Annotated in this window: 15 protein-coding genes; 13 read left to right on the forward strand and 2 right to left on the reverse strand. The window is 46.1% G+C overall.

Translation table 11 applies throughout. The features are described 5' to 3' along the window. Nucleotides 1–75 precede the first annotated feature (75 nt). Nucleotides 76–1,014, forward strand: a complete 939-nt coding sequence (locus J2T16_RS12595) for a Gfo/Idh/MocA family protein (RefSeq protein ID WP_499018416.1) — start codon at nt 76–78, stop codon at nt 1,012–1,014. Between the two features lie 52 nt (nt 1,015–1,066). Beyond that, complete coding sequence (gene yxiS / locus J2T16_RS12600; protein WP_154957673.1) at nt 1,067–1,381, forward strand: protein YxiS; 315 nt, start codon at nt 1,067–1,069, stop codon at nt 1,379–1,381. A 73-nt stretch (nt 1,382–1,454) separates the two neighbouring features. On the opposite strand, the gene J2T16_RS12605 is transcribed toward yxiS, so the two are convergent. Then, nucleotides 1,455–2,273 (reverse strand): AraC family transcriptional regulator, encoded by an 819-nt coding sequence (locus J2T16_RS12605; protein ID WP_090922593.1) that lies wholly within the window; start codon nt 2,271–2,273, stop codon nt 1,455–1,457. Nucleotides 2,274–2,465: 192 nt separating this feature from the next. Here J2T16_RS12605 and J2T16_RS12610 point away from each other — a divergent pair, with 192 nt between their 5' ends. The 6 genes from J2T16_RS12610 to J2T16_RS12635 all read left to right on the forward strand — a co-directional run bounded on the left by J2T16_RS12610 (nt 2,466) and on the right by J2T16_RS12635 (nt 8,149). Continuing rightward, on the forward strand, nt 2,466–3,578 hold the full coding sequence (locus J2T16_RS12610) for a Gfo/Idh/MocA family protein (RefSeq protein ID WP_499018417.1): 1,113 nt from the start codon (nt 2,466–2,468) through the stop codon (nt 3,576–3,578). Nucleotides 3,579–3,956: 378 nt separating this feature from the next. Further along, nucleotides 3,957–4,925 (forward strand): sugar phosphate isomerase/epimerase family protein, encoded by a 969-nt coding sequence (locus J2T16_RS12615; RefSeq protein ID WP_090922589.1) that lies wholly within the window; start codon nt 3,957–3,959, stop codon nt 4,923–4,925. A gap of 24 nt (nt 4,926–4,949) precedes the next feature. Further along, nucleotides 4,950–5,678: a ThuA domain-containing protein gene (locus tag J2T16_RS12620; protein ID WP_090922587.1), complete on the forward strand. Its 729-nt coding sequence runs from the start codon at nt 4,950–4,952 to the stop codon at nt 5,676–5,678. A gap of 344 nt (nt 5,679–6,022) precedes the next feature. Then, the gene (locus J2T16_RS12625; RefSeq protein ID WP_090922720.1) at nt 6,023–6,325 is read left to right on the forward strand and encodes a winged helix-turn-helix transcriptional regulator; all 303 of its coding nucleotides are present in this window, start codon (nt 6,023–6,025) and stop codon (nt 6,323–6,325) included. A gap of 184 nt (nt 6,326–6,509) precedes the next feature. Then, the gene (locus J2T16_RS12630; RefSeq protein ID WP_090922585.1) at nt 6,510–7,238 is read left to right on the forward strand and encodes a hypothetical protein; all 729 of its coding nucleotides are present in this window, start codon (nt 6,510–6,512) and stop codon (nt 7,236–7,238) included. A gap of 194 nt (nt 7,239–7,432) precedes the next feature. After that, nucleotides 7,433–8,149 carry a hypothetical protein gene (locus J2T16_RS12635; RefSeq protein WP_090922583.1) on the forward strand — a complete coding sequence of 239 codons (717 nt, stop codon included), beginning with the start codon at nt 7,433–7,435 and terminating at the stop codon, nt 8,147–8,149. A gap of 141 nt (nt 8,150–8,290) precedes the next feature. Here the strand turns inward: J2T16_RS12635 and J2T16_RS12640 are convergent, their stop codons facing one another. Further along, the gene (locus tag J2T16_RS12640) at nt 8,291–9,007 is read right to left on the reverse strand and encodes a Crp/Fnr family transcriptional regulator (protein ID WP_090922581.1); all 717 of its coding nucleotides are present in this window, start codon (nt 9,005–9,007) and stop codon (nt 8,291–8,293) included. A 428-nt stretch (nt 9,008–9,435) separates the two neighbouring features. Between J2T16_RS12640 and adhE the strand changes: the two genes are divergently transcribed. From adhE to pflA, 5 genes are all read left to right on the forward strand, one after another. Continuing rightward, entirely contained in the window at nt 9,436–12,048 is a 2,613-nt protein-coding gene (gene adhE, locus J2T16_RS12645; protein ID WP_154888415.1) for a bifunctional acetaldehyde-CoA/alcohol dehydrogenase, read from the forward strand. 192 nt (nt 12,049–12,240) lie between these two features. After that, complete coding sequence (locus J2T16_RS12650) at nt 12,241–12,405, forward strand: hypothetical protein (protein WP_499018418.1); 165 nt, start codon at nt 12,241–12,243, stop codon at nt 12,403–12,405. Between the two features lie 290 nt (nt 12,406–12,695). Further along, the gene (locus tag J2T16_RS12655) at nt 12,696–12,857 is read left to right on the forward strand and encodes a hypothetical protein (protein WP_336120286.1); all 162 of its coding nucleotides are present in this window, start codon (nt 12,696–12,698) and stop codon (nt 12,855–12,857) included. Nucleotides 12,858–13,106: 249 nt separating this feature from the next. Beyond that, a complete protein-coding gene (gene pflB / locus J2T16_RS12660; RefSeq protein WP_090922577.1) occupies nt 13,107–15,365 on the forward strand; it encodes a formate C-acetyltransferase in 2,259 nt (752 codons plus the stop codon). An 86-nt stretch (nt 15,366–15,451) separates the two neighbouring features. Continuing rightward, entirely contained in the window at nt 15,452–16,204 is a 753-nt protein-coding gene (gene pflA, locus J2T16_RS12665) for a pyruvate formate-lyase-activating protein (protein WP_090922575.1), read from the forward strand. Nucleotides 16,205–16,218 lie beyond the last annotated feature (14 nt).

Consider the following 16,218-nt stretch of genomic DNA (forward strand, 5'->3'; position numbering starts at 1 on the left):
AGGACGGAGAAAGTCATAGGCCGGATTACAAATGAAGGCTGACGAATGAATATAGCTGAAGGTGGAATGCTCATCATGGAAACGATCAAGCGCACCCGAATTGCAATCATCGGACTCGGGGGAATCGCACGTAAAGTATATTTGCCACTGCTCACGGCCCATCCGCAAGTAGAGATTGTTGGCATTATGAACCGGTCACTTGAACCAGTAAAGGAGATTGGTCAGGCGCATCGCATTGAGCGGGGCACAACCGATCTGAAAGAGCTGCTGTCCTGGGATTTGGATGCGGTATTTGTACATACGGCAACAGAATCTCATTTCGAAATTGTGATGGCATGTTTGGAGAAGGGACTGGCCGTTTATGTAGACAAGCCATTGTCCTATACCTTGCGGGAGTCTGAAGAGATGACTGCATTCGCAGAAGCACAGGGCTTGCTACTTGCTGTTGGATTTAACCGCAGATTCGCACCGATGTATCTAAAGGCAAAAGAATGGATGCAGGGCGGGAAGGGGTACGAAACACTCACTTTGACCAAACATCGGACAGGTCTACAAGATCGCCCAGCCGCTGAGACCATCTATGATGATCTTATTCATATGCTCGATCTGATGTTATGGTACGCAGATAACGATGTACAGCTTGTACATCAGTGGCTTCGCCGAGATGATCAAGATCGGTTGCTACACGCGGCTGGAACAGCCAAGCAAGGTAAAACGGCACTCGCCCGGTTCGAAATGATTCGTGCCGCAGGCGCTGATCTAGAAAAGGTAGAAATGTACGGCGGAGGAAGATCGGTAGAAGTCGTGAATATGGATACAGCTTACTATGCAGAACAAGGGGAACTGGATACAAAAGAGACATTTGGAAGCTGGGATACCGTACTGGCTCGCAGAGGTTTCGCCGGAGCTGTAGATCATTTCCTTGCCTGTCTGGATACACCCGATGACTGCCAGATCAGTGCTAGTTATGTTATGGACAGTCATGAGCTGGCTGAGGAGCTGATCACCGGATAAGTAAATACAGTGTACAGTTGAATGAGGTAAAGTAAAGGAGTGCTAACAAAGCATGGATGAGTATCAAAAGGAACGCAACAAACAGATTGAGGAAGCCGTCATTGAGTCTTATAAGCAGGAAGAAGAGATGATGATCTTGGTCTTTGCTCAGTGGTGTGTAAATAACGAGCTGGACCCGGAAGAGATGTACCGACAAGCGTATCCCGAGCAACAGAGCAATGAGCGTTTGCAACAGATACAGAAGCTGATTGTATCCAAGGAGGAAGCTGGAGATATTCCAGACGACACGGTTCTTGGTGTACTCTCCATGTTTGGCAACGAAGACCTCGCTATGGTTGTGTCCGAGGCCATCGCCGCGCGCAAATAAGTGTATAAGACGTATACTACTGTATCACCAAAATGGTAACCAATTTGACATTCAACAGCGTTTAACGACATCATTACATCTGTTCCCGGTGAATCAGGCGAAATTCTTTTGGTGACATGCCAAACCGGGAACGGAATACACGATGGAAATATGTATAATTGTTAAAACCGGATGATTCAGAGACTTGTTCGAGGGTCATCGGACTAAAAATAATCCGTTCTCTGGCCATATTAAGACGCACATCTAGCGTATATTGCATAATGCTTTTGCCAAACGTTTCTTTAAAAAGATGCACCCCTCGTGAGACGCTTATGCCCAGATGCGTTGCCACATCCTCCAGTTTGAATAGAGAAGAAGCATTTTCCTCGATATAATTTTTAATTTCATAAGCAACATAATTGGTTTTCGTATGGGTTGGATGCTCGGATAACAATCGATCCACTTCCAGACATAATATACGCATGTAATAACTCGAAATCTCGGGGTAAGGATTGGAAAGGCGACGTTGCTCCAGAATCAACTGTCTGAATAAAGTTAATAAGCTTTCGGACAATTCCACCTTGATTCGAGTCGGCCGTTTATGGTGTTTCCACCACTCATCCACCCAGGAACCGTTGAAGAAAATATGATAGTCCCCACTCTCCACAAGCCGCTCCCCCATAGGATTGTACTCGTTGTCTATTCTCAGTTCATAAGGTTCATCCGGATCAAAAAGAAGCAAGTCTCCTGCGTCAACCCTGGACATGGAGCCATCAATGCGAGCACGGCAGCGTCCATCCGTTTGAAGCCGCATCAAGTAATTTTTTACCCCATCCAGTTGAACCATGCTGTAAGGTTTACGATGGAATGAAAAGCCAGCTGTAAGAACTTGGCAGGAAAAGTCTGTTGGCATAGGTATACTCCTTGTGTGAATTAGAAAATTATGACCAGATAGTTCATGTTTCAATCATATTATTCATTTTAATTGAAGCGCAAACAGAATACCATAGACTTAGAGTTGAGCAACATAAACAAACTATGGTTTCAACAAGCATTTTAAGCAAATGAACATGGTTCTTACATGCGTAAGGAGATGAACATCATCGTGGAAAAAATGAAAGCAGGCATCATTGGCTGCGGCAATATCAGTGCGATTTACTTAGAAAATCTTAAAACAAATCCTTATATCGAGGTTGTTGCGGTCGCTGACCTGATCCGTGAGCGTGCTCAGGAACGGGCAGATGAATTTAATATCGCAAACGTTTACAATGTAGATGAGTTGTTACAAAATGACGAGATTGAGCTTGTGCTGAACCTGACGATTCCGGGCAGTCATGCGATGACTGATCTGGCTGCTCTGGAAGCAGGCAAGCATGTGTATGCCGAGAAACCGCTGGCCATTTCGCTGGAAGATGGACGCAAAGTAGTGGAGCTTGCCGAGGAAAAGGGACTGTACGTTGGCTCTGCGCCGGATACGTTCCTTGGATCAGGCATCCAGACTGCTCGCAAAGCCATTGAAGAAGGTTTGATTGGCAAGCCGATTGCGGCTACTTCCTTCTTTATGGGCGGGGGGCCGGAGGCATGGCACCCTGATCCTGAGTTTTTTTACATGGCAGGGGGCGGGCCAATGTTTGACATGGGGCCATATTATTTGACGGCTCTCGTTACGCTCCTTGGCCCGATTCGCCGGATCAGCGCGTCCGCAGGTATTCAGATTGCTGATCGCAAGGTTGGTTCAGGTCCCAAAGAGGGAACTACGCTTCGTGTCGAAACACCAACCCACTTGGCTGGAACGATCGATTTTGCGGATGGAGCCATCGTAACGATGATTACAAGCTTTGATATCCGCGGCGCTTCTGATCTGCCACGTATCGAAATTTATGGCACGGAAGGCACGCTCAGTGTCCCTGATCCTAACTTTTTCAATGGAGAAGTCAAGCTTCGCCGTTATGGTCAAGACACATGGGAGACGGTTCAGCCGGCCTTCGAAAGTGGGCACAATGAGAGGGGCATTGGACTAACCGAGATGGTGGAGTCCATTCGTGCCGGACGCGAGCATAAAGCAAGTGGCAAGCTGGCATATCATGTGCTTGAAGCCATGCATGCATTTCAGCGTTCTTCTCTTGAAGGCAAGCACATTCATCTGGAGAGCACCTATGACAGCGTTGTAACAACCAATGCCAGTTCATCCGAAAATGAAACAGTTGAATCTCATTAATGGATAATGGAGCTTCCAGTTTGAAGATCCATGAGTGACAACGTGAATTTTCGGGATAGAATCATGCTTGTTTTTCCACAATAACTAAACAAGCATGAGAACGGAGCAAAAATGCAACAGCGACAGGTTTGATAAACTATATCGTTTGAACATTTTATTTACACAGCAACGGAGAGGACGGAAAAAACCTGGAAAAGCGAAGCGCTCGCCTTTATCACCGGATTTTTCCCTATCAAAGGGAATCAAAAAAATCTGGGGATAACAGCTACTCTCCAGGTTATTCTGTCATCGGAGTGCTCCGTGTAAAGATTTGGTTCAACATATATAGGAGAGCAAACACAGCAATCATACACTATCTAAATCAGGGAGGAATTGCACTTGAAACTCGGCGTATTTTTGGTACTATTCGGTGGACGTAAATTAGAGGATGCCCTTGATTATGTAGCTTCCAAGGGACTTAAAGCAGTAGAGATCGGAACAGGTGGACACCCGGGGAACGCTCATTGTAAGCCAGATGAATTGTTAAGCAATCCTACAGCACTTAAAAACTTCAAAAATGCGGTGGAATCACGCGGTCTGACGATCAGCGCTCTTAGCTGTCACGGTAACCCGTTGCATCCGCAAAAAGATATTGCGAAGGGTTTCCACGATGATTTCGTAAAATCGGTAGAGCTGGCTGAAAAGCTGGAAGTACCTGTTGTGAATACGTTCTCCGGCTGTCCGGGAGACCATGAGGATGCGAAGTATCCAAACTGGCCTGTGGCGCCGTGGCCAAATGATTTTCAAGAAATTTTGAAATGGCAATGGGAAAACAAAGTGATCCCTTACTGGACGGAGTGGGGCAAATTTGCTGCGGATCGTAACGTAAAAGTAGGTCTGGAGCTGCACGGTGGATTCTCCGTGCACACACCTGCAACGTTGCTGAGACTGCGTGAAGCCGCAGGCGAAGTCATTGGTGCGAACCTTGACCCAAGCCATATGTGGTGGCAAGGCATCGATCCGGTTCAAGCGATTCACATTTTGGGTCGTGAAAATGCAATCCATCACTTCCATGCCAAAGATACAACAATTGATCCGGTGAACGTGAATAAACACGGGGTAACAGATATGCAGGATTACACGAACATGTTGGATCGTGCTTGGCAGTTCCGCTCCGTGGGTTATGGACATGATAACAAAACGTGGGCGGACATTATGAGTGCCCTGCGTCTGGTTGGATATGATTATGTGGTAAGTATTGAACATGAAGACGGTCTGATGTCGGTTGAAGAAGGATTCTCTAAAGCCGTGCAAAATCTCCAGCAAGTATTGATCGAGGAACCGCTGGGCGATATGTGGTGGGTTTAGAGCTATACTAGGGGGAAATTGAATATGATTAACGTCACCATTTGGAATGAGTTTGTCCATGAGAAAATACATGATGAAGTAAAAGAAGTATATCCGGACGGTCTGCACCGTGCACTTGCTGACGGACTTGGCGGCGAGGGATTTGCGATTCGTACAGCTACATTGGATCAGCCTGAACACGGTTTGAGTGATGAGGTACTGGATTCCACAGATGTGCTTATATGGTGGGGACATATGGCACATGATCGCGTTAGCGACGAGATTGTACAGAAGGTAGTGCAACGTGTATTGAACGGTATGGGTATGATTGTGCTCCATTCGGGTCATTTCTCGAAGCCTTTCAAAGCGTTAATGGGCACAAGCTGTGATCTCAAGTGGCGTGTAGCAGATGAGCAGGAGATCGTGTGGTGTGTCAATCCGTCTCACCCGATTGCGGAAGGCATCGACGCCAAGATCGTATTGGAAAAAGAAGAGATGTACGGTGAATTCTTCGATATTCCAGTACCGGATGAGCTGGTGTTCGTGAGCAATTTCCAAGGCGGAGAGGTATTCCGCAGTGGATGCACGTTCCGTCGCGGCGAAGGCAAAATCTTTTATTTCCGGCCCGGACATGAAACGTACCCCACGTATTACAATCCGGAAATCTTGAAAGTGATCAGCAACGCTATAAAATGGGCTTACCCTGCCCGTAGTTCGAAGCCGCAATACGGCAAGAGCGAACCCGTAAGACCAATTGGTGGCGTGCTGGTCTAAGCCGCAGAAGCTTTAGCTTTACTCATGGATATTCATCATTAAAATTGATTAGGTAATACAGTAATACTAGGAACCCTTCTCCAGGTCGTCTGACTGTGGTAGAAGGGTTCTTTTTGGGTAATATAAGGATATCAGTTGTTAAACGATATTTCCCATGGTTACCTGCCATAACGTGTTGTATACTGAAGGTATACTGTATCGACAGTATTCAGTTTTGTTTTTTTTATGTAAAGTTTTTTGCGGCAGACGTTTTCTTTAAAGCTCAAATGTGTTATTATGAAATATACTAACAAAACGTAAGTTGAGTGATCTCTAAAGAGGTGATAAAAGTGGAAGATCAAGATATGCGGATGTGTCCGCGCTTTGAGACGGCGTTTTCTTTTTTGGGCAAGCGCTGGAATGGGTTGATTATTCAAACATTAATGAGTGGTTCAAAGCGATTCAAAGACATCTCCAATCTGATACCATCCATGAGCGACAAGATGTTGTCTGAACGGATGAAAGACCTGGAGAGCGAAGGTATTCTGGTGCGTCATGTGTACCCGGAAACGCCAGTGCGAATTGAGTATGAGTTGACCGAGAAAGGCAAGGCGTTACAGCCTGTAATGAGTCAAATTCAAGACTGGGCAGAGCACTGGGTAGAATAACCAGCTGATGCTGTGTGCAGAAAGTACAAGAAACTCTTGATTTCCAGTGAAATCAAGAGTTTCTTGTCTTCTGTGACAGCTTACATGGGACTTTTTCGCTTATCCGTTGCACATGTTGTCATCAGATGTAGTATAATCTATAGAAAATGGCCGCAGACGGCCGGAGCGAAGGAGGCCACTTGTCATGAGAGAAGAAAGCTTATCCCGTGAAATACGCTACGGCAAACAAGATATTGCAGAACTTGAGAGCGCATCCATTCAGGTTCATCTGATTTATCAGAAAACGGCAGAACTGTTCAAACGCTCGGTTGATTCACCTTCGGGGAGTAATAATCCTGTCCACACAGACGTGGATTGGATGAACAGCGCTGGCTCAGGATCGTCTCCGGCGGTGCTGCAAAAATGGATCCAAGCGCCTAGTGGCTGGAAATGTATCGGCTGTGAACTGCGGTTACCAGATCGTGTATCTCATGCAAAACAACAAACTTACAACGACCGGCTCTGTCTGAAGGCCGGAAACGGTAAATTGGTTCAGATCGAAATGCTCATTCAGGCCGTGGTTTGGTCACAATACGAAAAAATCCGTATGTTTGCACCTTGGCTTGGTGATGAGCCGTTCTACACTGCGGAAGAACTGGAAGTTATTGCACGATATATTGTTCCGACGTATTTCTCGGATCGCCCATTGCATGAGCAGGGCAAAGTGTTCAAAATTCATCAGCCCTACGGTCATATTCCGTTGTATCAGGAATACGTAGATGCTCCGTCCTGCTGCGTACAGGTAGACGGTGCATTACTTGAAGGTCGTTTGCTTACTGGTGTTTTTGTATCCGATACTCAGACGTTTGGCCTTAATCCCTATGTGAAGGACGGCGACGGAGGTCGTACCTACATGCAGGCTTTTGTTCAATAGTGGTCGGGTCAAACGCATGGCTAATGCAGTATAAGGAGGGTCTGCTTGCAGGCTCTCCCTTTTTTGATGGTAGGTGCGTAAACAGGGAAAGGACAAAAGTAACGGCTTTGACACTGTTTTTTATCAAAGAATGTGCCATAATAAAGGGTATGGACAACAGGGTGAATGATTTTACGCAGGGTGGTGTTACCTACATGATGAAGAAAATTCCCGGTTACATAGGTCTATGTATGCTTGTTCTCGTCATTTTGACGGGGTGTACCAGAGAGACACAGCCTTCCGAACAGCCGGTTGTCTCAGAGAAAGATTCAGCCAATACGATTACGGTTGCCATTGATGGCAGTACTTTTTTACCTGATGCGACGAAGTCCATCAAACGAGATTTCAGTGAAGGCTTGACGCTCAAAAAAGCTTTGCTGAACAGCGGGCTGGTTGATTTTACGGCAGACGGAAAACGGATCCAGTCTGTGGGTGAGGTTTCTCTTGATTCGTCTCTGAGTTGGGCAGTGAAGCTGAACGGTAAGGATATTGCTCCAGAAAAGTGGGATACCGAGCTTCATGCTAAGGATGAAGTCATTATATACGTCAAAGCTGCTGACAGCGGGGGAGAAGGTGTCGCATATCAGACAACCCTGCTTAAAGTGAGCGGTGGTAGCGTGGAACCAAATCTGAATCGGCAGTATGCCGGTATTTATGTGCAAGAATGCACTGTTCGTGACGTATTAAAATCCAGTGGAGTTGTGCGTCTGTCGGAGAATAACAAGTTTGTTGTTGCCGTTGAGAATGTTATGCCTCGGACGAATCAGCGCTGGGTAATCAAGGTCAATGATAAAGAGTTAATGGAGAATGGATTGGATATGAAATTAAATCCACGGGATGCGGTGAAGCTTGAACTTGTCAACGCATCCTGAGCACATACAAGGAAATACGAAAAGCCCAATGTTGATAATAATCAAATTTGGGCTTTTTACTGTATGATGAACTCTTTAAACAGTCGTGACAGCAAGTGAAAGGCCCGCTACCTGAGGTCAAGCTATTCATTTAACATGACGTCAAATGCGGCAAATTTCATTCGGGCACAATTCGCAGTGGCAAATGCCCTGCAACATTTTCAGGTCTTTGATCACAATCATACCATTGTCATATTCAATGGCATCTTTTTTGCGAAGGTCACTGAGCATGCGGTTTACACTTTCACGGGTAGCGCCAATCATATTGGACAGATCCGTGTGGGTAATTTTTTTATGAATCATCACATGATCTCCGTGCGCCTCTCCATACGAATTGGATAGCCTGATCAAGGTAGAACAGAGTGCCCCAGGTTTACCGTACAACATCAAATCCCGGAACTTTGTTTGGGTTAAACGATGATGAATGCCCATCCACTTCATGAAATCAATCGCAAAGTCACAATGCTGACAGATCAACATTTCCAGGTCCTTGTGTTCCAGCACACCAATCTCGCTGTCCTCCAGTACTTCCGCCGAGAAGCTGTGTCTGGAGCCAAAGAACGGATCGGCCTGACCAATCATATCGCCTGTCTGGTACATGTACATGATCAGTTCCTTGCCCTCGTCGGTGGATTTCGTGATCTGTGCACGTCCCCGTTTCATATAATAAAGTTTGTCAGAGACGTCACCTTCCCAGTACAGATGTGTTCCTTCCGGGTAGGTTCGGTCTTTCATCGTTACGAGCAGATGATTAAAATTCACTTCCGAGAAACAGTTGGTGTTTCCGCGTTTTTCCAGTACGTTTGTTAGTTCTCCCATACGTTGATCTCCCCTTTATCTCCCCGGTCTGGCGAGTGCAGCTACATGTTGCCCCCGAGGTTCGCCGCAAACTGTGCCATCCTGATCTGGGCATCTCGGCCGTGTGGAGGTACGGTACAAATTGCGGTGGTTCAATTTTTAAGTTCAGTATATACCTAATCTTACCGTTTGAGGGGCATGGAAAGCATTTAAAAATGGCGAAATTTCAAACATTGTGATTAAATTCACTTTTCGAGGGGAAGGATGAGGCTGTTGGTCTACTATTTTAAATAGAAACTGAAATATGACTTCTAAGGGGAGGTTAAAAACTTAACTAAAATTTGTCATACTTTGTGAAAAAAATCACATAATATATCTTTTCCCCATGGTACGATGTGCATGTAAAGAAGAGAGACAAACCAATACGAACCTTTAGGAGGATGAGGGAGATGGCTGTAAAAAATGAAGTCGCCCCAACAAAAGAACCGACAGCAGGTCAGTATATTCAAACGTTAATTGATAAAGCGAACAAAGCACATGCAGCATTCATGTCCATGGATCAGGAGCAAATAGACCGGATTGTGCAGGCAATGGCGCTTGCGGGACTGGATAAACATATGATGCTCGCCAAAATGGCCGTGGAAGAAACGGGACGCGGTGTATATGAAGATAAAATTATTAAAAATATATTCGCAACAGAGTATGTTTATAACAGCATTAAATATGAAAAAACAGTAGGCGTTATCGAAGACAATGAATATGACAGCTTCCAGAAAATTGCGGAGCCGGTTGGTATTATCATGGGGATCACACCGGTAACCAACCCGACATCAACAACGATGTTTAAAGCACTGATTGCCATCAAAACACGTAATCCGATCATCTTTGGTTTCCACCCTTCCGCACAGAACTGTAGCCGCGAGGCCGCGAAAATTTTGCTTGAAGCTGCTGTGAAAAACGGTGCTCCAGCCGACTGTATCCAATGGATTGATGATCCATCCATGGATCGTACGAACGCATTGATGAATCACAATGATGTGGCTCTCATCTTGGCGACAGGCGGATCAGCGATGGTACGGGCAGCATACAGCTGTGGTAAACCGGCACTGGGCGTAGGACCAGGTAACGTGCCTTGCTTTATCGAGAAAAGTGCAGATATCAACCAGGCGGTAACGGATTTGATTCTGTCGAAGTCTTTTGACAATGGTATGATCTGTGCGTCCGAACAAGCGGTCATTATTGAAGAACCCATCTTCGATCAAGTGAAAAAGAAAATGATTACGAACGGCTGTTACTTTGTGAACAAAGAAGAGGCAGCCAAACTGACAGCAGGTGCAATCAACGCAGAGAAATGTGCGGTTAACCCGACCATTGTAGGTCAGTCCGCTGTGAACATTGCCAAAATGTGCGGTATTGAAGTACCGGCAGGTACTAAAATTCTGGTAGCCGAGATTGAAGGTGTAGGCACCAAATTCCCATTGTCTGCTGAGAAACTGAGTCCGGTGCTGGCATGTTACAAAGTTAAATCTGCAAAAGATGGTATTGAGCGTGCGGCAGAAGTGGTTGCTTTTGGTGGTATGGGTCACTCCTCTGTCATTCATTCGAACAATGAAGAAGTGATCAATCAATTTGCGGATCGCCTGCAAACCGGACGGATTATCGTGAACTCCCCTTCAACACATGGCGCAATCGGAGATATCTATAATACCAACATGCCATCGTTGACACTGGGTTGTGGATCGTACGGACGTAACTCGACATCTTCCAACGTAACTGCTGTGAACCTAATCAATGTGAAAAGGGTGGCTCGCCGTACCGTGAATATGCAATGGTTCAAAGTGCCGAACAAAGTCTACTTCGAAAAAGGGGCAACTCAATACCTTGCCAAAATGCCGGACATTACTCGCGTAGCGATTATTACAGATGCCATGATGGTCAAACTCGGATATGTGGAAAAAGTAGAGCATTATCTGCGTCAACGTCAGACACCGGTAGCGATTGAAGTCTTCTCAGAAGTTGAGCCGGATCCATCAACAACAACAGTAGACCGCGGTACAGCCATGATGGAACGCTTCCAGCCAGACTGTATTATCGCACTCGGTGGCGGGTCACCAATGGATGCTGCCAAAGCGATGTGGTTGTTCTATGAATATCCGGATACAGAGTTCAACAACCTGAAACAAAAATTCATGGATATCCGTAAACGGATTTACAAATACCCAAGACTCGGATCAAAAGCGAAATTCGTAGCCATCCCGACAACATCAGGTACAGGTTCGGAAGTCACATCGTTTGCGGTAATTACGGATAAAGAGCATGGCAACACCAAATATCCGCTCGCTGACTATGAATTGACACCAGACGTAGCGATTGTTGACCCTGAGTTCGTATACAGTTTGCCAAAAACGGCAGTAGCCGACACCGGTATGGACGTATTGACACATGCGATTGAAGCGTACGTATCCGTTATGGCGAATGACTACACAGACGGTCTGGCAATCAAAGCCATCCAACTGGTGTTCCAATACCTGGAGCAATCGTCACTGCAAGGTGACAAACTGGCACGTGAGAAAATGCATAATGCTTCCACGATTGCCGGTATGGCTTTTGCCAACGCGTTCCTGGGCATTAACCACAGCTTGGCGCATAAATGGGGAGGTCAATATCACACCGCACACGGACGCACCAATGCCATCCTATTACCACACGTTATTCGTTACAATGCGAAAAAACCGACGAAATTTGCATCGTTCCCGAAATATTCGCACTTTGTGGCCGATGAGCGGTACGCCGAAATCGCACGTATTCTCGGATTACCAGCACGTACAACCGAAGAAGGCGTGAACAGCTTGATCAAAGCCATCCGTGATCTGAACAAAAAACTGGGCATCGAGGAATCGTTCCAGGAGATCGGCTTTGACGCGAAAGACTTCGAATCGCGTGTAGACTACTTGGCAGATCGTGCCTTCGAAGACCAATGTACAACAGCGAATCCAAAACTGCCGCTGGTCACTGAACTTGCCGATGTGTACCGCAACGCTTTCTATGGCAAATTTGAATAACAAGCAACATAAATTACAACTTAGTACTTCAAGTTAAGGCAAGTGATTCAGGGGTTCTCCACATTGGGGAGCCCCGATTGCCGTATAGTTGCATAGCCGAAGGAAAGAACGGAGAGATAGGAAAGGAGGTGAGGAAAAGAGGGCAGAGAAACGAGAAACGAAGCCCTCATTTATCAGTCCGCTAGACAGGTCTTGTGCAAGGTCGAAGCGGACCGTCCACAGGCACAGCGCAGACTAAGTCATCGTAGCGAGTCAAAATGGGCAGAAAAACGGAGAGGCGGAGCGTCCGTCTTTCAGGAGCGATCTAGTCTCATGCATGAACGAGGTCATACGGACAACGCACCAGTAGAGTTGTAGCAAAGTGATACCCGCGTAAGCAGTAGAAAAAGGATGGGCAGAAAAACGGAGAAGCGAAGCCTCCGTTTTTCAGGAGCGATCTAGTCTCATGCATGAACGAGGTCATACGGACAACGCACCAGTAGGGTTGTAGCAAAGTGGTTCCAGCGTAAACAGTAGAAAAAGGATGGGCAGAAAAACGGAGAGGCGAAGCGTCCGTTTTTCAGGAACCTATATCATGCCCTTGGTTGCTCCGAGCATAGCGGAGCAATGGTTCCCCAAAATGCTAGGAACAAAGGGGAGGTGGCTGTTTGCACAGAAGAGGTTCACACGATAACGGAGCGGGCAGGACAGACGGAAGAAGCGAAGCGTTCGCATTTATCCCCGGATTTTCACTTTGGAAAAGTGAATCGAAAAAATCCGGGGATAACGGCGATCTGAAGTTGTTCTGCCCGCGGAGTGGTCAAGTGTGAACAACCGTGGCGCAGTTCAATAAGACAACATCCAAAGTTTGTGATAAAAATCACAGATGGTGTGACTTGCTCGACGTATACTGAAAATATAAGAAAAACATTCATTCCGCGGTTCCGGTTCCCCAGTAGAGAGAACGTGTTCCGGATCATGTGAAACAATTCACATAAATCGCGGCTTTGGACACATGATGATACGTCTATTGCAACAATATAATGTGTCCAGAAATCCAAAAAAGCGGAGGGATTACGATGTCGGTGATCGAAAAAGATGTTAAACAACAAACAGGCTGGAGAAACTTTACCAAAGGAACATGGACCAAGACGGTTAATGTAAATGATTTTCTGGAACATAACCTTTCCCCATATTATGGCGATGAGGCGTTCCTTGCAGGTGCAACCCAGAATACCAAAGAATTGTGGGATATTGTATCCGACCTGACCAAAAAAGAACGGGATAACGGTGGGGTGCTTGACGTTGATGTGAATACGCCTGCAACAATTACTTCCCACCAACCGGGATATTTGGATCAAAGCAAAGAGCAGATTGTCGGAGTTCAAACAGACGCTCCGTTCAAACGTTCCATTCAGCCATTCGGCGGAATTCGCATGATGATTGATGCTTGTGAAGCATACGGGTTCGAAATGCCACAAGGTGTCATTGATATATTTACAAATATTCGTAAAACGCATAACCAAGGTGTATTCGATGCTTACACTTCCGAGATGCGTGCAGCACGTAAAGCGGGTATTATCACAGGTTTGCCGGATGCTTACGGTCGTGGCCGGATCATCGGTGACTATCGCCGGGTAGCTTTGTACGGAGTAGACTTCCTGATTCGTAACAAAAAAGGTGAGCTCAATGCACTTGAAGTTGATGTTATTGATGAAGATGTCATTCGTCTGCGCGAAGAGTTATCCGAACAGATTCGTGCACTGCAAGAACTGAAACAACTGGGCGAGATGCATGGCTTCGATATTTCATTACCAGCAACAACGGCTAAAGAAGCATTCCAATGGTTGTACTTCGGCTACCTTGCAGCGATCAAAGAACAGAACGGTGCTGCAATGTCCCTGGGACGTGTATCTTCATTCCTGGATATCTACATTGAACGTGATTTGCAAGAAGGTATCCTGACAGAAGAACAGGCTCAAGAACTGGTTGACCACTTTGTCATGAAACTGCGGATTGTTAAATTCCTGCGCACGCCGGATTACAACGAATTGTTCAGTGGTGACCCAACATGGGTAACAGAGTCTATCGGCGGGATGTCCGTCAACGGCGAGACACGTGTAACCAAAAACAGCTTCCGTTTCCTGCACACACTGCACAACCTGGGACCTGCTCCGGAGCCGAACTTGACTGTTCTGTGGTCCACGAAGTTACCTGAAGCTTTCAAAGATTATTGCAGTAAAGTATCGATCGAAACCAGCTCCATCCAGTATGAAAATGATGATCTGATGCGTCCAATCTATGGCGATGATTATGGTATCGCCTGCTGTGTATCTGCAATGAAGATCGGTAAACAAATGCAGTTCTTCGGCGCACGTGCCAACTTGGCGAAAGCATTACTGTATGCGATCAACGGTGGACGTGACGAAAAATCGGGAGCACAGGTTGGTCCGGAGTATCCTGCCATTACAAGTGAGGTACTGGATTATAATGAAGTGATGAAACGCTTCAAACCGATGATGGAGTGGCTCGCTAAACTGTACATGAACACTCTTAACGTCATCCACTACATGCATGATAAATACAGCTACGAGCGGATTGAAATGGCGCTCCATGACCGTGACATTCTACGTACGATGGCTTGTGGTATCGCGGGACTGTCGGTAGCAGCGGACTCACTCAGTGCCATCAAATATGCCAAAGTTAAACCGATTCGCAACGAACAAGGCATTGCCGTTGATTTTGAAATTGAAGGTGAATTCCCTTGTTACGGCAACAACGATGACAGTGTAGATAGCATTGCTGTAGAGCTGGTAGAAAGCTTCATGAGCATGATTCGCAAGCACAAAGCCTATCGTAACGCAATGCCAACGCAATCTGTACTGACCATCACTTCCAACGTGGTGTATGGTAAGAAAACAGGAACAACACCGGATGGACGTAAAGCAGGCGAACCATTTGCACCAGGGGCGAACCCAATGCATGGACGGGATAAAAAAGGTGCACTGGCATCGCTCGGTTCTGTAGCAAAACTGCCTTATGAACACAGCCTTGATGGTATTTCCAACACCTTCTCCATTGTGCCAAAAGCACTGGGTAAAGAAGATGCTACACGCAAATCCAATCTGACTGCGATGATGGATGGATACTTTGGTCAAAATGCGCATCACTTGAACGTAAACGTATTTGATCGTCAGCAACTGATTGATGCAATGGATCACCCGGAACAATATCCGCAATTAACTGTACGGGTGTCCGGTTACGCAGTTAACTTTATTAAACTGACACGTGAGCAACAACTGGATGTTATCAATCGTACGTTCCACGGTTCGATGTAAGTTACTTTTCCAGTAGTCCAGTCAAGTATTCTGATTCAACATAAAAATGAACGCATAGCGGATGCGAAAAGAAAGGAAGAGGCAACATGGTTAACGGACATATTCATTCACTCGAAACTTTCGGGACGGTTGACGGCCCAGGTATCCGCTTCGTGCTTTTTATGCAAGGATGCCTGCTCAAATGTCAGTATTGTCACAATCCTGACACGTGGGCACTGGATGGTGGAAAAGAGATGACATTAGAGGAGGTGCTGGCTGAAATACAGCCGTACCTGTCCTACTATCGTAGCTCTGGCGGTGGACTTACCATATCTGGCGGAGAACCTACCCTGCAAGCTCACTTTGTCGCAGAAATATTCAAGGAAGTCAAACGTCGCTGGGGGCTTCATACGACACTGGATAGTAACGGGTTTAATGAACCGGATCGTATTCATGATCTGCTTGACCATACCGACCTTGTATTACTCGACCTGAAACATATCGATGACGAGAAACACATCAAACTGACAGGCAAATCCAATGAACGTACGTTGAAGACAGCAAGATGGTTATCCGATCATGGTCGAAAAATGTGGATCAGACATGTATACGTGCCTGGTATTCATGATCAGGAAGAGGATTTGTTAAATCTCGGGCGTTTCATTGGTACGCTAAATGGAGTAGAGAAGTTCGAAATTCTTCCTTATCATCAAATGGGAATTTACAAATGGGAAGCACTGGGTAAAGTTTATCCGCTGGATGGCGTACCTTCTCCAACCGAAGAAGAAGTTGAACGGGCATATCGCCTGATTGAGCAAGGTCGTGCAGAAACAGCCAGCGTCATTTGTTCAGGAAAGTAAGCGGTAAGCGAACA

The organism is Paenibacillus intestini, assembly GCF_030803945.1.
GTDB classification, from domain to species: Bacteria; Bacillota; Bacilli; order Paenibacillales; family Paenibacillaceae; genus Paenibacillus; species Paenibacillus polysaccharolyticus.